Source organism: Rhodococcus sp. RS1C4 (genome assembly GCF_002258225.1).
Classification (GTDB): Bacteria; Actinomycetota; Actinomycetes; order Mycobacteriales; family Mycobacteriaceae; genus Rhodococcoides; species Rhodococcoides fascians_E.
Genome location: NZ_NOXZ01000021.1, coordinates 42,395 through 57,674, shown reverse-complemented (window position 1 = coordinate 57,674; position 15,280 = coordinate 42,395). Strand labels below are relative to the sequence as shown.

The following is a 15,280-nucleotide window of genomic DNA, read 5'->3' as shown; positions in this document are numbered from 1 at the left end:
TCAGCGCGAACTAGAATCGCAGCGTGAGCGAGCTTCGGATCCGCGTTCTCGGCCCGGTGGAGGTGGAGATCGACGGTATGCCGGTGCGCATCTCGAAGCCGCGTCTACGCGAGATGCTCTGCCTGCTGGTGATCGCTCGCGGTAGGACGGTGCGGACGTCGAGTATGGTCGACGATCTGTGGGAGGACGCACCTGCGGGTGCACTCGGCATCGTGCAGACCTTCGTGGGTGAGCTTCGGAAGATCCTGGAGCCTGGCAGGCTGGCGCGCACTCCCCCGACGACGTTGGTGACCAGGGGTGCCGGATACGCACTCGTTCTGGCCGCCGACGCGGTGGATCTGTGGCGCGCGGAGCAGTTGGTTCGGGACGACGAGCCCGAGCATGCACTCGAGCAGTGGAGCGGACAGGCGTTCGAGGAGTTCGCGGATCGTGCGTGGGCAACGGGAGAACGCGCACGAATCGCGGAGCTCAGGGCCGGTGCCGTGGAGCGACGTGCGGAGGCGCGGATCGCCGAGGGCAAGGGGGACAGCATCATTGCGTCACTCGACCGCCACGTCGACGAGCACCCGTGGCGTGAGGAGGGGTGGCGTCTGTTGGCTGTCGCGTTGTACGGGGCGGGTCGGCAGGGTGACGCGCTCGAGGTTCTGCGGCGTGCTCGCGAGACGTTCGTTCGTGGGCTGGGCCTCGATCCGAGTGATCGCCTGGCAAGTCTGGAACAGCGTATTCTGACGCGGGATTCTGGGCTGCTCTCTCACGGGAGCTCTGTCCTGATGCAGACTGCGGCAGCGCAGGCTCGCGGCGGAGCGCGATCGCAGATCGAAAGTGCTACAGCGCTTCTGCCGCTTCTTGCCCAGTCCGGATCGGTCGACGCCGCCACCGAGCAGCGCGTGGCGACGATCCGCGCTGCCGAGCAGTTCGGTGATCCGGAGCTGACGGCACGCGTCATCGTGGGCTACGACGTTCCGGGAGTCTGGACGCGGTCCGACGATCCGGCGAAATCAGCGGCCATCGTCGAGGCCGCCGACCGGACTCTGGCGATCCTCCCGCCGACGGCATCGACCCGGGTACGGGCCCGTCTGCTGGCGACGATCGCGATGGAATCTCGTGGCGTGGACAGCCGGATGGACGAGGCACGAGAGGCCGAGCGGCTGGCGCGGACCCTCGCCGACCCGGCGCTACTCTGCCTCGCGCTGAGCGCACGCTATCTGCAGACGTGCCGGAGGACCGGCCTGGCCCGCGATCGTGAACGCATCGGTGCCGACATCATCGACATCGCCGTGGCATCCGAGTTGCCCACCTTCGACATCGCCGGTCGACTGATCCGCATGCAAGCGTTGTGCGCGCTCGACGACATCGACGAAGCCTCGGCGGAGGCAGACCTCGTGGACGGAATCGCCGCCAGATTCGATCGCCCCCTCGCGTCGGTGTTCACCGCGTGGTTCCGCTACACCTTCACCGGCGGACCACCTCCACCGGACGGTGACGAAATGCCTGGATTCCGAACCGGATTGACCGCCATGTCCGCGCTGACCACGGCTGTGCGGAACGACACTGCACTACCCAGGGGAGACTTCGGCCCCTATGCGCCGTGGGCCCAACCGCTCCTCGCGACCGACGCGGAAGCGTCGGGCATGCTCGAGACGGTCCCCGATCCGCCGCACGATTTGATGGCCGAAATCTGTTGGTACCTGGTCGGTACAGCTGCCCTCCGCGTCGGGCATCACGGCGCTGCTCGACGCGCACACACGGCCCTGCTCCCTGCAGTCGACGAGCGCGCGGCGGGGTCCGGAGCACTCGATCTCGGCCCGATCGGCCCGTTGATCACGGCGTTGGAGTGACTCCGCGGTTCGCGGTCAGAAGAAGCGGTCGGCCAATTCGCCGACGAGGGAGAGATCGCGTGCGTCGGGAATCAGGTACTTGGTGACCGTTCCGCTGATGAACGGGTGCCAGGCGCCGCCGCCGAACTCGTCGGCAACTACCACTGCTTGCCCGACGAACACGCCGGGGAAATGCCGAGCCGCCAGTGTGCCGTTGTGTGCGGCGATGGCCAGGAGTTCCTCGGCGCGGCTGCGGTCGATGACGTCGCCCATTCGTGCCAGGAGTTCGCGGCCCGTGTCGGCGGCCTGCGGACGTGGTTCGGCCGACACCAGAACGAGCTGCCCGACGCTCACGCCCCGGCGCTGGAGCTCGACGGCTATCGCGTGGGCGAGAACGCCGCCGAAGGAGACACCGAGAAGATGCACGGTGCCCGACGCCTGAACCGCCACGATCTCGTCGGCGTAGAGCGCGGCGAGCGATGCCAGAGACTCGGCCTTGGTGCTGATCGCCTGAACCCCGTACACGGGCCGATCTTCGCCGACATGCTCCACGAGCTCGGCGTAGCAGCTGGTCAGGCCCTCGATCGGGTGGATGCAGAAGACTGGAGCCTGGGTGCCGGTGGTGCGAATGGGCAGAACCGCAGGCGTTGCGTAGTTGGTGACCGCAGTGTCGGCGTAATCGGTGAAGGCCAACTTCGAGTAATCGTTCACTACGGTCATGCGGTGCCTCCAGGGTCGAGTCTGTCGGAATGTCTTCAGTGGGTCTCTTGTGCCGCCTGAGGAGTATGTCGCGCATTCAACCAACACTGTTACCCGCGTCACAGACTCGTTATATTACGATTCGGTCGAGCCCCCGAATGACACTGGTGGGATTCGTGATTCGTCCAGGGCCGGACTCAATCCGCGACGCCGGCCACAGTGCCCGGTTTGTCGGCCTTGCCTGGCACTGATGTAACGAGATTCTACGAACACGGGCAGAGCAGGATCTCGTCACGATCGGGCCCGCAGTGCTCATGGGGGGTTTCGTCGCCAAAAGTCAAGTTGCGAAAGCGAGTACGAGGTACGCGTCGCTATCGCGAAGTTGGATGCAACGGAGACCTTCTCGAGTTCGTGGACTGACAGACAGACGAATGGTCAAGCGACCGAAGATGCGTCCGAATGGTATGGCGCCCAGGCGGGTTCGCGGAGCGACGGGCAGTGTTCCGGAGTTGGATTGTGTGCGATATCGATCATTCGGTCGAGGGCATCGCGGGCGGCCGTCATCTCGGTGATCGCTGCGGTGATGCGGTCACGCTCGGTTGTCAACAGCTCGAACACCTCGGGTGATCCGTGACCGGCATCGATGGAGGGGAGAAGCCGCAGAATTGTCCGACTCGGCAGACCGGCGGTGAAGAGTAGCTGTAGAAGCTTGACACGCTCCACAGCCGACGGGTGGTAGACCCGCTGGCCGCTGGGTGTGCGCTCGGATTCGAGCAGCCCCTGCTCTTCGTAATACCGCAGCGCCCTGGTGCTGACGCCTGCCTTGTGGGCGACTTCGCCGATACGCATTGCGCGTTCTCCTGGTTCGTTATCTCTGCCACTCGACTTGCCCTTGACGTTAACGTGAAGTTTTACCGTTGTCGAAGCGGGCCGAACGGGTCCGGACGATGAATCAACGACAACGAAAGCAAAATCTAATGGACATCTCCAAGCAGGTCGCACTCGTCACCGGGGCCAACCGAGGAATCGGCAGTCAGTTCGTCTTAGAGCTGCTCGAGCGCGGGGTGGGCAAGGTGTACGCGACGGCCCGTCGGACCGAAACTCTCCACTTCGACGACGCCCGAGTGGTGCCTCTGCAGCTCGACTTGCTCGATGGCGACTCCGTAAATGCTGCGGCTGGGGCCGCGCCCGACGTGACGCTGCTGGTGAACAACGCGGGCATCGCGACCGGAGCTCCGCTGGTCACCGGTGATTTGGTCGAGACTCGACGCGAGATGGACACTCATTTCTGGGGGACGCTCGGTGTGATTCGCGCGTTTGCTCCTGTGCTCGGGGCGCACGGCGGTGGTGCGATCGTGAACATCCTGTCGGCCCTGTCGTGGTTCGCGACGCCGACCAGCGGCGCGTACTCCGCGGCGAAGGCCGCGGAGTGGAACATGACCAACGGGGTTCGTCTCGAACTAGCTGGTCAGGGCACGTTCGTCCAAGGCGTTCTGCTCGGTGCCGCTGATACGGACATCGCTGCCGATTACGACGGACCCAAGATCGATCCACGTCAGGTCCCGCAGTTGTCGCTCGACGGTCTGCAGGCCGGATCCATCGAAGTGGTTGTCGATGATTGGACCGCGATGGTCAAGGCATCGCTGAGCGGTGATCCTGCTTCGTTCTACAAGCAGGTCGCTGCACTACTCGGTGCGAACTGAGAGCGGGTTCAGAACACCCAGTTCTGCAGGACGACGCAGGCGACGGTGCCGCCGAGGATGCTGAGGGCGATGTTGCGGCGCCAGAGGTGCAGGCCGATGGTGACGGTGACGCCGGCGAGGGGTGGGATGCCGTGGGCGGCGCCGGTGAGGTCGATGGAGGACAGGGCGTAGACAGCGAGGATGGCGACGGCGCCGAGGGGCATCCACTTACCGAGTGAGTCGAGGAGGGCGGATTCTCGCAGGGACGATCGGACAAGGAACGGAATTGCTCTCAGCGAGAATGTGATTCCGACGGCGACGGCCAGGGCTGCGGCGATGTACCAGTAGTCAACCACGCCGGTGCCTGATCATCAGGGCTGCGGTGAACACGCACATTGCCACGACCAGCATGGATCCAGGTGCGAGCACCCACCCGATAATCCCGGCGCCGACGGCCAACATCAGCGTCACCCGGTCGGGATTTTCGCGGTAGACGTCGAGGAACAGCACGACGAACAGTGCGGTGAGAACGAAGTCGAGTCCTTCGAGTCCGGCGAGCAGGGAGCTGCCCACACCGGCGCCGACGAGGGATCCGACCATCCACGACGAGTGCAGGCCGAACTGGGTCCACAGGATCTGTCGGCCTCGCAGTCGGGCGGACGCGAGGGCGAAGGCTTCGTCGCAGAGCGCGAAGATGCTGTACAGCTTGGCCATTCGGCCGTCGACGCGTTGCAGGGGAAAGGTGAGACCGTAGAACAGGTGCCGCGAGTTGACCAGCAGTGTGGTGATGGCGATCGCGGCGAGGGGTGCGGATGCAGCCAGGAGCCCGACCAGAATGAATTCGACGGAGCCGGCGAAGAGGACGCCGGAGATGATGGGCGCGAGCCACCACGGGAGATCGTGTGCGGTGACGATCACCCCGAAACCGATTCCCAGAACGAACAATCCGAGCCATACGACGCCCGCTGATCGGGTGGCGTCGCGGAACGGGGAGCGTAGCTGGGTGGGGGCGAGCGTGGTCATGCGGCAATGATAGGAAATACGTCGCGCGATTTTGTTGCCGCTTCTTGTGTAAAGCCCGAGATGCGCGCAATATCAGAGATGTGGATGCCATCGATGAGCACATTTTGTTGCTGCTCCAGGAGAACGGCCGGTTGACCAATCAAGAGCTGGCTGCGCAGGTGGGGCTCACGCCTGCGCCGTGCCTGAGGCGCGTCCGCAAGTTGGAGGAGGACGGCGTCATCACCGGTTACTCCGCGATAGTCGACCGAACACGCATGGGGCGGGGGTTCGAAGTCATCATTCATGCCGACCTCGTCGCGAAGGACTTCCGGACGGTGGCCGCGTTCGAGGAACGCATGGCCGGGATGTCGGAGGTCGCGGAGTTGCGCAGGATGTTCGGCATCCCCGACTATTTCATTCGTGTTCGTGTGGCGGACCTTGCAGCGTTCGAAAAATGGCTCACGACACAACTTATGGGTGATCCGGCCATCGCGCGGGTGGACTCGCGCATCACCATGAAAATTCTCAAGACCGATGCTCCGTGAGTCTCGCTGACTTACCATCGTTCTCGTGAGAAAGCTGATTGCGTTGTGTGCGATCGTCGTTGCCGCACTGCTCGTCGGGAACGTTCCCGCGCACGCGCAACCACGTCCGTTGAGGGTGGCGATCGTCGGCGATTCCTTCAGCGCGGGTATCGGTGCGAGCAGCGGCTACGGCGGCTACGCCACTCTGCTCGGGGCCAGGGGTTGCTGGGATCTGAATCTGGTGGCGCGGTCCGGCAGCGGGTACGCGGCAAGCACCGACCCGTTCGTCAGTGTCCCGCGGGTAGCGGCCGTCGCGACGTCGCTTCCGGACGTGATCATCGTGCAGGGCAGCGGAAACGACCGCGGCGACGGCAGGTTGTTCGCGGCGGCCACCGGCCTGTATCTCACTTATCGCGTGGTGGCGCCGCAAGCGCGGATCATCGTCGTCGGGCCGACCGGTGCCCCCAATGCCAAACACGGCAACATCGACGAGATCCGACGCCACCTCCGCGATGCGGCCGGGGTGGCAGGCGTGACGTTCCTGGATCCGAAGGCGGAGCGATGGTTGAACCCGGCCACCGATTACGCGCCCGACGGAATTCACCCGAACGACGGTGGTCACGCTCGATTGGCGGACCGACTGTTCTCCGCGCTGTCCGGCCTCGGCGTCGGCGGTAGTTGCGGCTGATCGGTACGGCCGAGGTGTAGATCGCGCAGCCACACCAGCAGCGAGAGACCGGCGAACACCACTCCGGTGACGCAGACTCCGGTCCAGCCGTAGTGCTTCCAGGCGAGCGTGCCGACGGCGGACCCCACCGAAGCTCCGACGAAGTACGTCGTCATGTAGATCGAGTTGATGCGCGCCCGTGCTTCGGGTTCCAGGGCGTAGACGACGTTCTGATTGCTGACGTGCACGCCTTGCAGTGCCAAATCGACCAGGACGAAGGCAAGCACGAACACGAGCCAGACGTGGCTTCCGATCATGAACAGCGGCCACACGGCGATCAGCAGTACGACGCCGATTCCGGTTCCAAACTGAACCAGTCCGCGGTCGGCCAGACGGCCGGCGACCGACGCCATCAGCGCACCGGCCACGCCGGCGAGCCCGATCAGCCCGATCTGAGCTGCGGAGAAGCCGAATTCGGTGGTGAGCAGCAACGTCATCGTGGCGAACACTGCGCTGACCGACGCGAAGGACAAGGCACCGAGGGCGGATCGAACACGTAACCGGGGGTACCGACGGACGAGCACGCCCATCGACGCCAGCGCGGGCAGGTAGGACACACCTGCTGTCCCCGAGTGTCGCGGCAGTACCCGCCACAAGCCCGCTGCCGCGATCAACATCAGGACCGAGGCCAGCCGGTACACCCCCTGCCATCCGGTCACGTCGGACAGTAGGCCGGAGATGCTGCGGGCCAGCAGAATTCCCGTCAGCAAACCGCCCATGACGATTCCGACGACTCGGCCCGACTCCGACGGGTCGGCCATCGAGGCTGCGAACGGAACGATGACCTGCGCGGCAACGGAGAACAATCCGGCCATGGCGGTCCCGACGAGCAACCACGAGAGTCCGGGCGAGAAGCCGGCGAGAGCCTGCCCGACGGCAGCCAGCACCATCAGTCCGACGCTGAGCTTCCGTCGATCGACCACATCGCCGAGCGGAACGAGGAAGAGCAGACCGAGTGCGTAGGAGATCTGCGCGACGGTGACCGACACTGCGGCCGCGGACTGCGAGACTCCGAAGTGTTCGGCGATGAGGTCGAGCAGTGGCTGGTTGAGGTAGTTGCCGCCGGCGCTCAGTCCCGTTGCCACCGCCATGAGGGCGACGACGGGAGTCCCGATCCCGGTTTTGTTCGACGTTGTCGTGTTCACGGGTACAGCCTTCTCCTGATCGATCATGCTGTCCAATAGATCGATCAGCACCATCGATCGCGCTAAGCGATAGATTGAGTGGGTGGAACTCCGTCATATCCAATACGCCGTCGCGGTGGCCGAGGAACAGCACTTCAGCCGAGCTGCCGCCCGCCTGCACGTCGCGCAATCCGCTCTGAGCAGTCAGATCCGCGACCTCGAGCGAGAGCTCGGCGTCGAGCTGTTCACTCGCACCAGCCGTAGCGTCACCGTCACCAAGGCGGGCCAGATCTTCCTCGAACGCGCCTACGGCGTGCTGGGTGCGGTGGCGCGCCTCGTCTCGGACGTCTCGCCGTCGAACACCGAAGTTCGACGCCTCCGCGTCGGAATGATCGTTCCTTTGACCCGGGTGGATGTGGTCGCGGCCGTCGCCGCGTTGGGGACCTCGCATCCCAACACGACGGTGTCGCTGTTGCCGAGGGGCAGCGCGGATACCGTCGCAGGTGTCGCCGACGGTTCCCTCGACCTGGGGATCATCGGCCTCGCGCCGGGCCGGACGCACGTCGGTCTGACGTCGACTGCGCTGTGGACGGAGAAGCTGTCGTTGTTCGTCTCCCCCCGTCACGAGTGGGCAGGCAGGGTGACGGTGCGCCTGGCTGAACTGGGCGGAGTCCCGATGATCGACCGGCCCGCGGGGAGCGAAGCCCGCATGCAGACCGATCACGCGTTCACGCAGTCGTCCGTCGAGCGGGGTCCGGTCATCGAAGCGGACTCGGCGGAACTCGTCACCGGGCTGGCGGAGGCGCAGCTGGGTGTCACACTGCTGCCGTCGTCACTGGCCGAGTTGTTTCCTCGGCTTCATCGGATCGACGTGGTCGACGCACCGACGCGCACCGTCTCGGTGATCACCCACCCCGAGCACATCACCTCGGTGACAACAGCGTTCACCGAGATCCTGCTGAATCAGGCGTCCTGAGTCCGGATCCGGGGGTAAGTGCCGTCGCCCAGGTTCGGGTCCGGCAGAACACCGTCGGGATCGATGAGCGCGACGTCTCGGCCGTCGAGCACGATGCGTCGCATACCTTCGAGAGTCATTCGTCGGCCGACGTCGGAGAACCGGTTCACCCGGGAGACGTCGAAAACGATTGTGCCCGAGGATGTGTCGCGGGACAAGGCGTCGAGCAGCATCTCCGCGCCACCGAACTGTACGACGCCCTGCAGCTCGACCGTCGATTCGCCCTCCTCTTCGCGGATGCTCCGCAGGACCGACGAACCGTAGGGCTCGACGTCCATCAGATGCATGCCCATGTCGTCGGACAGCCGCTCGAAGACCTGCACGCCGCGGACGCTGTTGCCGTGCGAGTCGAGTCTCGGTGACAGGACGCCGATACCCACCTGGCCCGGCAGCGAACCCAGAAGACCGCCCGCCACACCACTTTTCGCGGGAATACCCACCGACGTCAACCAGTGGCCGGCGGCGTCGTACATGCCCGCCCCTGCCATGACCGACAGGGTCTGCCGGGCGACCGCCCGGCTGACGACCTGTTCGCCGGACGTCGGGTGAACCCCGCCGGACGCCAGCGTGGCTCCCATCAGCGAGAGGTCTCGGACCGTGACGTTGATGGAGCACTGCGTCGTGTAGCCCTCGACGACGGCATGGGCCTCGTCGGGCAGAATGCCGTAGTTGCGCAGCATGTGCGCGATGGCGAGGTTTCTGTCCGCAGTGTCCAGCTCGGACCGGCAGACGGACTCGTCGACGGACAACTGCCGTCCGGCGAGGGTCGAGAAGAAACTCAGTGCGCGAGAGGTTCTTTCCTCGACCGACGAACCCAGCAGAGAATGTGTGGCAATGGCGCCTGCGTTGATCATCGGATTCTTCGGCCGGCGAGTGTCACCTTCGAGGGACAGCTCGTTGAACGCCTCGCCCGACGGCTCCACCCCGACCGTGTCGAGCACGGCGTCGAAGCCCCGGTCGGTCAGCGCGGCCGCGTACGCGAACGGCTTGGAAATCGACTGGATCGAGAACTCGGCCTCGTCGTCGCCGACGGAATGAGTCCGTCCGTCGACCGTCGTCACCGCAATCCCGAACACGTCGGGGTTCGCATGCGCGAGATCGGGAATGTAGTCCGCGACCTCGCCGTCCGTATTGCTCGACAGGCTGTCCAGTACTTCCCGCAGGTAATCGGGAACAGGTGACTTCACGGTACGAAATTTAGCACCGGGTCACCGGGCGAGGCTCAGATAGCGCCCATGTCTGCGGACAACCAGTGTCGAGGCTCTAGGTAGAACGCGACGTGTTCACCCAGGGTCTTCTCGAACTCGAGGTATCCCTCGACCTTGTCGGGCGCGAGGTAGCGGCTGGCCATCTCTCGTGACTTCTCCTCGCTGCCCGGCTCTTCGCGGAGCAGAGGCCCGTCGATCGAAACGTAGCGGATGGACGGCTCCGTGCGCTCGACCATCAAGCTGAATCGCCCTGCAGCACGGATCAACTCGGCCTTCTTGGAAGTCTTCCCGGTGAGCACCCAGGCTTCGCCGCCGGGGGTGTACTGGTACCAGATGGGTACGGTCAGTGGACCTCGATCGTTGCCGGCGAAGACCGACAGGGCCGCGATGTGCGGCTCGGACAGAAACTCTTCTCGTTCCGATTTCGACAGTGGCATGCGCTCAGTTTAGGTCCGTCACTCCAGCTCGTCGAAGGGTTTCGCATACCGAAAGCTCCCGTTCACCGGGCCTGCACCGAGCTGGAGGGCCTGGAAGAAGTGGCCCCACGCGGGGTCGGGCGATTCGACGCCGACATCGAAGGCCGCGCGAAACCCGAACCGGCTGTAGTAACCGGGGTCGCCCAGCAGAGCCAGCACCGGGATGTCGAGTGCCTCCGACGCGCCGATCAGCGCGTACATCAACGCTTTCCCGACGCCGGTGCCCTGGAACTCCGGGAGCACGGCGAGCGGTCCGATCCCGACCCCGAAGTCGACGCCGCGGCTACCGATGACGTACCCCACGATCGTGCCGTCCACGACCGCGACCAGCGACAACTCGGGGACGTACCCGTCGGCGAACAGCTTCTCGGTCAACCCGACTTCGACAGGTTCGGCGTCGTCCTGGCGGAATGCTGCCCGCACGACGCCGAGGACGGCCGGGCGGTCGGCTGGACGTTCGCGTCGAATCATCACCGCCCGAGTATGGCTGCCGTTCATCGGTGTTCCGATTGCTCAGCGGGGAATCGGCTTGAGCACGATGTCGGTCGGATGAGCGTCGGCCGGTGTGTCGACCGCATTGCGGACTGCCTGTGCGACGGTGGATGCCCGCAGGAACTGCGACGGCTCGTAATGATCCCCTTCGTGTTCGACGATCGCCCTCTGCATGTCCGTGTCGATGCGTCCGGGGTGAATCGACGTGACCCGAAGCGTCGGCTCCTCCGCGCGCAACGCGTCGCCGAATGCCCTCAACGCGAACTTCGACGCGGCGTACGCGCCCCACCCCGGATTGACGCGCAGACCCGCCCCGGAATTGATCAGCACCACGTGGCCGCCCGCGCGTCGCAACGCCGGCAGAAGAGCCTTCGTCAGGGACACGACCGCGAGAACGTTCGACTCGTATTGCGCGCGCCAATCCGCAATCGAGGACTCGGCAACCGTCCCCAGCGCGGCAACGCCTGCATTGTGCACCAGCACGTCGAGAGACTCGATACCCTCCGCCGCCCTGGCCACAGCGTCGTGATCGAGAAGATCCACCGGCCACGGCGTCGAACCCCGCAGTTCCGACGCAATCGACGCCAGCGAGTCCGCCGACCGTCCGCCCAGTCGAACCTCGTGATCCGACGCCAATACCCGGGCAATCTCCGCCCCGAGTCCCCGGCTCGCACCCGTCACCAGCGCAGTGGAAGTCATGCTTCCACCTTAGATCCGTGCACTGTGCCGGACCGAACGTGACGTTCGGTCACTTGGAGTGACCGAACGGTTCATTCGGTCCGACGGATCGGGCTCAGTCGAATGTCATGCCCGCTTCGGCGGCCATGGACATGGTGGTGCTGCCGCCGTCGAGGGATTCGCGGATGATGTCGGCGTGGCCGGCGTGCTGGGCGATTTCGCGGAGGATGTGCAGCAGGGTGAACCGTGCCGATTGCCATGCGCGTTCGGGAGCCCAGGGTGCCGTCGGGAGTGGGATTTGGGCGTCGAGGTCCATGGTGGCGAGTGCTGTTTCGGTGTCGGCGGCGACGCGGGCGAGGTCGGCGATCAGTCCGGCAACGGTCTCGTCGGGACCCATGACGTATTCGGTGCCCATACGGGACATGTCGAATTCTGCGTTCTCGTCCATGTCGGCGATGGTTTTCATCCAGCCGCGCTCGTTGCTGACGACGTGGTGGAGCAGGCCGCCGAGGGTCAGTTCGCTGACGGTGGTTCGGGTGCGGGCCTGGTCGTCGGTGATGCCGGTGACGGTGTAGAGGAAGTTCTTGCGCTGATCGGCGAGCATTCGCGCGATGTCGGCTTTTTCACCGGTGAGAGTCATGGTGTTCCCTTTCGTTGCTGGTGAGAACGACAGTAGAGACGATTGCGGACAGTTACGGTCCTGAAAAGAACTCGAGTCTCGATGGGCGGAAAGTACGGAAGGGTCGCAAACTAGAGGGATGGGCGACCGTGGATTCACTTCGACACAGTTGGCCGCGCGGGCTGCCTACCTTCTGCGCGGCAACGACCTGGGCACCATGACGAGCGCCGCCCCGAAGCTGTATCCGCACATGTGGAGCTGGGACGCGGCGTTCGTGTCGGTCGGGTTGGCGCCGTTGAGCGTGGAACGCGCGGTCGTCGAGCTGGACACGTTGTTGTCGGCGCAGTGGAAGAACGGGATGATTCCGCACATCGTGTTCGCCAACGGCGTCGACGGGTACTTCCCCGGTCCGGCGAGGTGGGAGACGTCGGAACTGGCGGTGCACGCTCCGTTGGGGCCGCAGACGTCGGGCATCACCCAGCCACCCGTCCACGCGATCGCGGTGCAGAGAATTCTCGATCATTCCCGTCGTCACGGCCGCACCACCCGAGCGGTCGCGGAGGAGTTCCTCGACCGCCGGTGGGACAACCTGGTGCGGTGGCATCGCTGGTTGGCCGAGGCGCGCGACATTGCGGACAACGGCCGCGTCACCCTGTTTCACGGCTGGGAATCCGGGATGGACAACTCGCCGCGGTGGGACGCGTCGTACCGGGGTGTCGTGCCCGGGGGGATGCCGCCGTACGTGCGCAAGGACGACACGGTCGTGACCGACGCGTCGCAGCGGCCGAGCAATATCGAGTACGACCGCTACATCTGGCTCGTCGAGGAGATGAAGCAGGCGGGGTACGACGACGCTGCGCTCAAGGAGAAGATGAGCTTCGCGGTCGAGGACGTGTTCGTCAGCGCGATCTTCGCCATGGCGTGCGATGTGTTGGCGACCATCGGCGAGGAGCATTCGAAACCGAATTCCGATGTGCGCGAGTTGCGTGGATGGGCCGAGAAGTTTCGCACAGGCGTCATCGCCACGACGGACAGCCGGTCGGGTGCGGCACGAGATTACGATCTGCGGGCTCGGCGCTGGATCACCACCGACACCATCGCGATGTTCGCGCCGCTGTTGTGCGGTGGACTACCGCGTGAGCAGGAGCGGACGCTGCTGCGGCTGTTCGAGGGAACACGTTTCTGTGGGCACCCCGACCTTCGCTACGCGGTACCGCCGTCGACGTCGCCGGTGTCGCGAGATTTCCGCCCGCGCGAATACTGGCGCGGTCCGGTGTGGCCCGTCATGACGTGGTTGTTCTCGTGGGCGTTCTCGCGCCGGGGTTGGGCGGAGCGTTCACTGGACCTGCGTGAGGAAGGCTTGCGGCAGGCCAGCGACGGTACGTTCGCCGAGTACTACGAGCCGTTCACGGGTGAGCCACTCGGCAGCATGCAGCAATCCTGGACTGCTGCAGCAGTTCTCGACTGGCTCGGCTGACTCACATGGGGGTTACCAGCGCGCCAACGGACGGATGTCGTCTCCGGAGTAGTGGTTGATGTCCGTCGGTGCATCGATGCCGGGGATTCGGCCGCTGTCGGTGTACTGCCAGAACAACCAGTTCGTCCACCCGCCGGGGAGTGGTCCGAGGGTGTCGTTGTAGTCCGCGATCCACAGTGGGTAGTGGTTGAACTCGTGGGTGTCCGCCATCGCGGTGCGCCAGAAGTTCGGATAGGTGTAGATGATCGGCTGACGTCCGGTGAGCAGGTGCACCGTGTTCAGGTACCGGTGGGTCCAGTCGATGAGGTGCTCGGGCGGCAGTCCGTGCGAGTGTTCGAGGTCCAGCACCGGAGGCAGGTCGCCGGGCCCGTTGATTCCGAGCACCACCGTCGAGTAGTAAGCGGCCTGCGTTTCCGGTGAATGCCGCACGTCCGCATAGTGATACGCGCCGCGGGCCACTCCGGCTGCTCGCATGACGAGGCAGTCCTGCACGAAGTACGGGTTGATGTAGTCGAGCCCTTCGGTTGCCTTCACCATCGCGAAGTCGTGGCCGGACTTTCGCACGCTGTGCCAGTCGATCTTGGTGCCGTCGATGTGCTGCCACGAGGAGACGTCCGGCCCCTGCGCGCCCAGTGTCTGTGGGTTGGCCGACGCCACTGCGGGCATGCCGCAGATCAGTGCGCCGGCGATGACGAGAGATTTCAACGCACGGGTCATGCTCACAGCTTTCGTAGAATATAAATTTTGCACGTGAAAAGGCGTCAGCCGGCCAGCGCGCGCTCCAGGGTCGGCCAGGATGCACGGAGAGCGTCCTGCCAGTACAGCCACGAGTGCGTTCCTGGATGTCCCAGGTCGAACTGCGCTGGAATACCCAGTTCGCCGAGCCGCTGCTGCAGCCGTTCGGCGCACCCGTTGGCGACGGCTTCGATCACCCCGCCCAGCAGAATCTGCTCCTGCAGTGGGGGTGAACCGACCGGGCGTACGGCGTTCGGCATCTCGTGCGGGCCGGGAAGACCGGTTGCGTTGGAGACGAACAGTTCCAGACCGCGCAGCCCCTCGGCGTTGACGTACGGGTCGTGCTCGACCCAGCGAGGATCACCGTCGGGACCCCACATGTTGTCGGTGTCGCCCTTGCCGCGTACGGCGATGAGAGTGCGAATGAAATTGCGTGCCACTGGATCCGACGTCTGCGCACACCCGCTGTACGACGCCACCCCGCGGTAGAGGCCGGGTGCCTGGATCGCGAGATCGAGGACGCTGCCGGCGGACATGGACAAGCCGCCGATCGCGTTGACGCCGTTGGCCCCGAGTGCGTCGTCGAGGACGGGAGGCAATTCCTCGGTCAGGAAGGTCTGCCACTTGTTCCGCCCGAGTCCGGGGTCGTCGTGCTCCCAGTCGGTGTAGTAGCTGAGGTAACCGCCGACGGGGATGACGACGTTGACGTTCTTGTCCGCGAAGAACTCCGGCATGTCGGTCTGCTTCAGCCAGTTCGCGCCGTCCTCGCCGCCGCCGGCTCCGTTGAGCATGTACAGCGTCGGCCGCGGTGCCGAGGTGTCCGCGGGTCGGAGGACCTGCAGTGGGATCACGCGATCCATCGACGGTGAGTAGACGTGCACGTCCCACCGTCGATCGCTGATCTTGTCGATGTGGTCGACGGAGCTCACCGCCCCGGGCGTCTCCGGTTGGGCGACGGCGACCGAGGTCGGTCCCAGCAGGAGTGCGGCGGCGGTGACCACGAGG

The 15,280-nt window shown here is 65.1% G+C and carries 18 protein-coding genes; 6 read left to right on the top strand and 12 right to left on the bottom strand.

Features of this window, described 5'->3' with window-relative positions; all coding sequences use genetic code 11:
* Nucleotides 1-23 precede the first annotated feature (23 nt).
* A complete protein-coding gene (locus CH289_RS08950; protein ID WP_094727791.1) occupies nucleotides 24-1,838 on the top strand; it encodes a BTAD domain-containing putative transcriptional regulator in 1,815 nt (604 codons plus the stop codon).
* A 15-nt stretch (nucleotides 1,839-1,853) separates the two neighbouring features.
* On the opposite strand, the gene CH289_RS08945 is transcribed toward CH289_RS08950, so the two are convergent.
* Both CH289_RS08945 and CH289_RS08940 read right to left on the bottom strand, forming a co-directional pair.
* Nucleotides 1,854-2,537 (bottom strand): thioesterase domain-containing protein, encoded by a 684-nt coding sequence (locus CH289_RS08945; protein WP_019665093.1) that lies wholly within the window; start codon nucleotides 2,535-2,537, stop codon nucleotides 1,854-1,856.
* A 414-nt stretch (nucleotides 2,538-2,951) separates the two neighbouring features.
* On the bottom strand, nucleotides 2,952-3,365 hold the full coding sequence (locus CH289_RS08940) for a MerR family transcriptional regulator (protein ID WP_094727790.1): 414 nt from the start codon (nucleotides 3,363-3,365) through the stop codon (nucleotides 2,952-2,954).
* Nucleotides 3,366-3,493: 128 nt separating this feature from the next.
* On the opposite strand from CH289_RS08940, the gene CH289_RS08935 reads away from it, so the two are divergent.
* Complete coding sequence (locus CH289_RS08935) at nucleotides 3,494-4,219, top strand: SDR family oxidoreductase (RefSeq protein WP_094727789.1); 726 nt, start codon at nucleotides 3,494-3,496, stop codon at nucleotides 4,217-4,219.
* Nucleotides 4,220-4,227: 8 nt separating this feature from the next.
* Here the strand turns inward: CH289_RS08935 and CH289_RS08930 are convergent, their stop codons facing one another.
* Together CH289_RS08930 and CH289_RS08925 are read right to left on the bottom strand one after the other, a co-directional pair.
* Nucleotides 4,228-4,554: a branched-chain amino acid transporter permease gene (locus CH289_RS08930; RefSeq protein WP_094727788.1), complete on the bottom strand. Its 327-nt coding sequence runs from the start codon at nucleotides 4,552-4,554 to the stop codon at nucleotides 4,228-4,230.
* Entirely contained in the window at nucleotides 4,547-5,221 is a 675-nt protein-coding gene (locus CH289_RS08925; RefSeq protein WP_037160672.1) for an AzlC family ABC transporter permease, read from the bottom strand. The genes CH289_RS08930 and CH289_RS08925 overlap by 8 nt, the downstream gene beginning before the upstream one ends.
* Nucleotides 5,222-5,301: 80 nt before the next feature.
* Here CH289_RS08925 and CH289_RS08920 point away from each other — a divergent pair, with 80 nt between their 5' ends.
* Nucleotides 5,302-5,745, top strand: a complete 444-nt coding sequence (locus CH289_RS08920) for an Lrp/AsnC family transcriptional regulator (RefSeq protein ID WP_020112207.1) — start codon at nucleotides 5,302-5,304, stop codon at nucleotides 5,743-5,745.
* Nucleotides 5,746-5,770: 25 nt separating this feature from the next.
* On the top strand, nucleotides 5,771-6,412 hold the full coding sequence (locus tag CH289_RS08915; RefSeq protein WP_019665097.1) for an SGNH/GDSL hydrolase family protein: 642 nt from the start codon (nucleotides 5,771-5,773) through the stop codon (nucleotides 6,410-6,412).
* On the opposite strand, the gene CH289_RS08910 is transcribed toward CH289_RS08915, so the two are convergent.
* Nucleotides 6,343-7,647 carry an MFS transporter gene (locus CH289_RS08910; RefSeq protein WP_094727787.1) on the bottom strand — a complete coding sequence of 435 codons (1,305 nt, stop codon included), beginning with the start codon at nucleotides 7,645-7,647 and terminating at the stop codon, nucleotides 6,343-6,345. The genes CH289_RS08915 and CH289_RS08910 overlap by 70 nt on opposite strands.
* A gap of 31 nt (nucleotides 7,648-7,678) precedes the next feature.
* Between CH289_RS08910 and CH289_RS08905 the strand changes: the two genes are divergently transcribed.
* Nucleotides 7,679-8,551, top strand: coding sequence for a LysR family transcriptional regulator (locus CH289_RS08905; protein ID WP_019665099.1), 873 nt, complete (start codon nucleotides 7,679-7,681; stop codon nucleotides 8,549-8,551).
* Here the strand turns inward: CH289_RS08905 and CH289_RS08900 are convergent.
* The 5 genes from CH289_RS08900 to CH289_RS08880 form a co-directional block, all read right to left on the bottom strand.
* Nucleotides 8,539-9,777 carry a glutaminase gene (locus CH289_RS08900; protein WP_094727786.1) on the bottom strand — a complete coding sequence of 413 codons (1,239 nt, stop codon included), beginning with the start codon at nucleotides 9,775-9,777 and terminating at the stop codon, nucleotides 8,539-8,541. The genes CH289_RS08905 and CH289_RS08900 overlap by 13 nt on opposite strands.
* Nucleotides 9,778-9,812: 35 nt before the next feature.
* Nucleotides 9,813-10,235, bottom strand: a complete 423-nt coding sequence (locus CH289_RS08895; RefSeq protein ID WP_020112203.1) for a pyridoxamine 5'-phosphate oxidase family protein — start codon at nucleotides 10,233-10,235, stop codon at nucleotides 9,813-9,815.
* An 18-nt stretch (nucleotides 10,236-10,253) separates the two neighbouring features.
* Nucleotides 10,254-10,745, bottom strand: a complete 492-nt coding sequence (locus tag CH289_RS08890) for a GNAT family N-acetyltransferase (RefSeq protein WP_094723979.1) — start codon at nucleotides 10,743-10,745, stop codon at nucleotides 10,254-10,256.
* A gap of 42 nt (nucleotides 10,746-10,787) precedes the next feature.
* On the bottom strand, nucleotides 10,788-11,465 hold the full coding sequence (locus CH289_RS08885) for an SDR family oxidoreductase (RefSeq protein ID WP_094727785.1): 678 nt from the start codon (nucleotides 11,463-11,465) through the stop codon (nucleotides 10,788-10,790).
* A gap of 94 nt (nucleotides 11,466-11,559) precedes the next feature.
* On the bottom strand, nucleotides 11,560-12,084 hold the full coding sequence (locus CH289_RS08880) for a DinB family protein (RefSeq protein ID WP_020112200.1): 525 nt from the start codon (nucleotides 12,082-12,084) through the stop codon (nucleotides 11,560-11,562).
* A 118-nt stretch (nucleotides 12,085-12,202) separates the two neighbouring features.
* Here CH289_RS08880 and ggh point away from each other — a divergent pair, with 118 nt between their 5' ends.
* Entirely contained in the window at nucleotides 12,203-13,540 is a 1,338-nt protein-coding gene (gene ggh, locus CH289_RS08875; RefSeq protein WP_020112199.1) for a glucosylglycerate hydrolase, read from the top strand.
* Between the two features lie 12 nt (nucleotides 13,541-13,552).
* Here the strand turns inward: ggh and CH289_RS08870 are convergent, their stop codons facing one another.
* Both CH289_RS08870 and CH289_RS08865 read right to left on the bottom strand, forming a co-directional pair.
* Nucleotides 13,553-14,257, bottom strand: a complete 705-nt coding sequence (locus CH289_RS08870) for a glycoside hydrolase family 25 protein (RefSeq protein ID WP_020112198.1) — start codon at nucleotides 14,255-14,257, stop codon at nucleotides 13,553-13,555.
* Nucleotides 14,258-14,301: 44 nt separating this feature from the next.
* Nucleotides 14,302-15,276: an alpha/beta hydrolase gene (locus CH289_RS08865; protein WP_033189479.1), complete on the bottom strand. Its 975-nt coding sequence runs from the start codon at nucleotides 15,274-15,276 to the stop codon at nucleotides 14,302-14,304.
* Nucleotides 15,277-15,280: the final 4 nt, after the last annotated feature.